3 protein-coding genes are annotated in these 4,115 nt (G+C 47.8%); 1 reads left to right on the forward strand and 2 read right to left on the reverse strand.

Annotation, left to right across the window (positions count from 1 at the left end; all coding sequences use genetic code 11):
- Nucleotides 1–1,839, reverse strand: a 1,839-nt coding sequence (gene dnaX / locus ACTHSP_RS18440) for a DNA polymerase III subunit gamma/tau (RefSeq protein WP_440346630.1), incomplete at its 3' end; no start/stop codon positions are given.
- Nucleotides 1,840–2,037: 198 nt separating this feature from the next.
- Here dnaX and ACTHSP_RS18445 point away from each other — a divergent pair.
- Complete coding sequence (locus ACTHSP_RS18445) at nucleotides 2,038–2,751, forward strand: aldose epimerase family protein (RefSeq protein WP_314513804.1); 714 nt, start codon at nucleotides 2,038–2,040, stop codon at nucleotides 2,749–2,751.
- Between the two features lie 57 nt (nucleotides 2,752–2,808).
- Here the strand turns inward: ACTHSP_RS18445 and mltB are convergent, their stop codons facing one another.
- The gene (gene mltB / locus ACTHSP_RS18450; RefSeq protein ID WP_440346631.1) at nucleotides 2,809–3,888 is read right to left on the reverse strand and encodes a lytic murein transglycosylase B; all 1,080 of its coding nucleotides are present in this window, start codon (nucleotides 3,886–3,888) and stop codon (nucleotides 2,809–2,811) included.
- Nucleotides 3,889–4,115 lie beyond the last annotated feature (227 nt).

Consider the following 4,115-nt stretch of genomic DNA (forward strand, 5'->3'; position numbering starts at 1 on the left):
ATCCTGCCAAGGCTCGGTTTGCAGCCTTAAATTGCCAAGATGGTATGCCTCGCTCAACGTCTGGCAGATTTTATCCAAGCGCTCTTTATTGGCAGTGGCTTTGGCCTCATCCGTCAACGACAGCATGATTAATCCTGCTTCCGCATCATAACTCGTCCATGCCGCATTTTGTGCCAACATCTGCGCCGCACCTAATTTACGGGCGAAACGTTCGATAATGCTGTGCCAATTCTCAGTTTTAAACTCAGGCAAAGGAGCGAACTGAAGCTCTTCTTCATCTCCCTCCTCTTCTTCAGGCTCAGCAGACACAACCGGCTGCGGTACTTCCATCACATCAGCACGATGTGAATCTTCAAATGCATATGCTTCATCAAAATACGGAGGTGGAATTTCCTCATCCATGTGCGGATATTCTTCCGGCTCAGGGGCCGTCTGAACTTTTGCAACAGGCAATGGCGCCTCCGCTTCTTGCATCTGCACCGTTTGTGTTTTAGGCGGCTCAGCCGATACTTGGCTCGGCATTTCCTCCCAAGGCGGTACATCCGCCTGTTGTTGCAGAACAGGCTGAACGGTTTCTTCAGACGGCCTTTCAACGGCATCCTGTTTGGCAGAAGCAGCCTCTTTCTCAACCGCCGTTGCTGCTATCGGCTCAGATTTCGGCAGCTGAAAAGGCTTTTTTTCGGCCTCAGCTTTCTGATGGTCGGAATGCAAATCCGTATGTTCAATCTGACTTTGTGTATCGCAACCGGAAGCGGCCAACGGCGCAAATGCGAGCATGCGCAAAAGCGTCATGACAAAACCGGCATACTCGTCCGGAGCCAGCGGTAAATCCTGTTTGCCATGAATAGCACATTGATAATAAAGCTGAATTTGCTCGCCACTCAAAGCCTGACTTAATCGCAGCAAGGTTTCACGTTCAGGGTCGTCATTTGCCAAGGCAGAAGGAATGGTTTGAATCAAAGCCAAACGTTGCAACAACATGGCCAATTCTGCCAATGCGCTGTCAAAACCAATCGCTCTGGCGGACATTTCCTGAGCTTTTTCCAGCAAGGCCTCGCCGTTTTGATTGATGATTCCTTCAAGCAATTCAAACAGGTATTGTTTATCGACCGCTCCGATCATCTGGCGGACATCTTGTTCGGCCACTTTACCCGAACCCATGGCAATCGCCTGATCCAAAAGACTCAACGCATCGCGCATCGAGCCGGCGGCAGCACGGCCTAAAAGTTGCAAAGCCTGTGGCTGATAAGGAACGTTTTCACGGTCCAATACATGCGCCAAATGCTCGGCAACCTGCTGCGTTGTCATGTTGCGCAACACAAACTGCAGACAACGGCTCAATACGGTAATGGGGACTTTGTGCGGATCGGTGGTTGCCAAAATGAATTTAACGTGTTCAGGCGGTTCTTCCAAAGTCTTCAGCATGGCATTGAATGCGCTTTTGGAAAGCATATGCACTTCGTCGATGATATAGACTTTGTATTTACCCGCAGTCGGCGCGTATTGTGCGTTTTCCAACACTTCGCGGATATTGTCGATACCGGTATTCGATGCCGCGTCGATTTCCAATAAATCCACATAACGGCCGCTGTCGATTTGCGTACAGCTTTCACACTGACCGCACGGCTCGCCATGCACGGCATTTTCGCAGTTCAAGCTCTTAGCCAAAATCCTGGCAATCGTAGTCTTGCCCACACCGCGCGTCCCTGTCAGCAGATAGGCATGGTGCAGACGGCCTTCGTCGAGCGCGTTGCGCAGAGCTTTGACGACGTGTTCCTGACCGACCAAATCGGCAAAGGTTTTCGGACGCCATTTTCGTGCAAGAACTTGATAAGCCATGTTGTTTCTCTACGGGAAATAAATCGGAAGGCCGTCTGAAAAGAATTATCCGCTTTTCAGACGGCCTCAGAAAATGGCATATATTCTAGCATTTTTTTGATTTTTATTAAGGATTTTCTATCAAGCCGACAGCGACAGCATGTCATCGCAATGTTAGAATGCTACACAAATGATAAACAATTTGAAGCTCAAATCATTATGCCTGAAATCATACTACACAACCAGTCAGCCACAATGCAAGTCAATACAATGGGCGGATATATTGATTCCCTGATTCTAAAAGGACGGGAAGTCTTATTTCCGAAAACCAGCGTCCAAGTCGCTAATGACACAAAATTACGCGGCGGCATGCACGTTTGCTTACCCCAATTCGGACCGGACAGCAAAAATCATCTGGCCCAACATGGTTTCGGCAGAACTTCAGACTGGGAAATCCGCTATCAAAATGAATCGGATATCGGCTTGAAATTAATCAGCACAGAAAAAGGCTATGAACACGTCGAATGGTTGCTTGATTACAGCCTACCTAACGAAAATGAAGCCATCGCCATCCTAACCGTCTGCAATTACGGCGAATCGCCCGTCCGCACGTCTCCGGGATTCCACCCCTACTTTACCGCCGCCGGCACACAATTTGATTTCAACGGCGCGCCATACGATGCCGACTATATCTCCCATACCGAATTTGTTTCCTCCGACCAGGATGCACACGTTGCATTTGACGGCTTGAAACTGGATATCCGTACCCACAATCTGCCTGTGTATGCCCTTTGGAGCGATCGAAACGGCCAATATACTTGTGCAGAACCAACCGCAGAAGGCAATGCGTTTTTATCCCCTGCCCGAGGCGGACAATTTGTTTCAGGGCACAGTAAAAAACGTTACGCCATGAAAATCAGACTAATGGCTTAACTCCCTTACAAATCCTCAATATCTAAAAACCACCCCGAAGGGTGGTTTTCTTATGGTTTACAGGCCATTGTTATTGATTGCATTCGCAATATCGCGCACCGCTGTTACATACATGCGGCTGTGGTTGTATTGCCATACTGTGTAGAAGTTATTCAGGCCCAAATAGTATTCAAATACGCCCGGGCTGGTTTCCAAAGCATACAATACAGCCTTTTCATTATCCGCAACAGCAGCTTGAGGCACGACACCCAAAGCTTTGAAATCTGCGACAGTACGCGTCAAGGCAGTTTTCTCATCGATAATCGCCTGCAAGTGCGGAGTAATCGTCAGACTTACCGGCACAACCATCTTACCGCCGGTCTGCCAGCCATGCTGTTTCATATAATTGGCGACAGAAGCCGCCACATCGCCAATATTATTCCAAATATCGCGATGACCATCACCATCATAGTCCACCGCCCATTTACGGTAGCTTGAAGGCATAAATTGCGGCATGCCCATCGCGCCGGCATAGCTGCCTTTGAAGTCAAAGATATTTTCTTTTTCTTCTTTTGCCATCAGCAAAAGTTCGCTCAATTCGTTTTGGAAAAATTCGGCACGGCGGGGATAATCAAAGGCCAATGTACTCAAGGCATCGGCAACGCGGAAGCTGCCCGTATTTTTGCCGTAATTGGTTTCAATACCGAGAATCGCCACAATCAATTCGGCAGGTACGCCGTATTTGCGTGCCACATCATCGATTACGGCACGGTTTGCCGTATAGAATTGTCTGCCGCCATTAAATTTGGCTGCACCAGAGTTACCGGTGCGGAATTCATACCAAGGACGCGAAGTGCTTGGACGGTACATAATGGTAATAATGTTGCCTTTATACACCACGCCATTAAAGAAATTGCGCAATTCTTCCGCACTGAAACGGCGGTTTTTCACTTCATATTGGATAAACTGCTGAACATTGACGTTCTCATTAAAACCGCTGCTGGCAACAGATTCAGCCGCAGCATCAAATACAGGGCGTTTTACAGAGGAAACAGGCTCGACAGGTTTTGCCGTATCAACAGCAGGCTTTTGCGGGGTACTACATGAAGCCAGAGCCAAAGCAGCCAGACCCATCCCAAAGATTTTGATTTTATTCATAAATAATCTCTTTATTAAAATACTATGATAAATCCGAATACGAAAGAATATTCGTCCAACACATCATCTCTCTATGCCAACTGCCATACTTTTTAACCAGCCAAAAATATAAACAACTCGGCACTGATTTGCTTCGGCTCAAGCACATAAACAAGGCCGTCTGAAATCCAAGGAAACCCTTGATTTTCAGACGGCCTTGAATGAATCAATTACTCAGCGGCTGCAAC

It is taken from the genome of Neisseria sp. P0001.S005, from assembly GCF_051963715.1.

Bases quoted from the DNA above. Each gene is read 5' to 3' on its own strand.
- mltB (WP_440346631.1), bottom strand. From the start codon at position 3,888: ATGAATAAAATCAAAATCTTTGGGATGGGTCTGGCTGCTTTGGCTCTG.
- ACTHSP_RS18445 (WP_314513804.1), top strand. From the start codon at position 2,038: ATGCCTGAAATCATACTACACAACCAGTCAGCCACAATGCAAGTCAAT.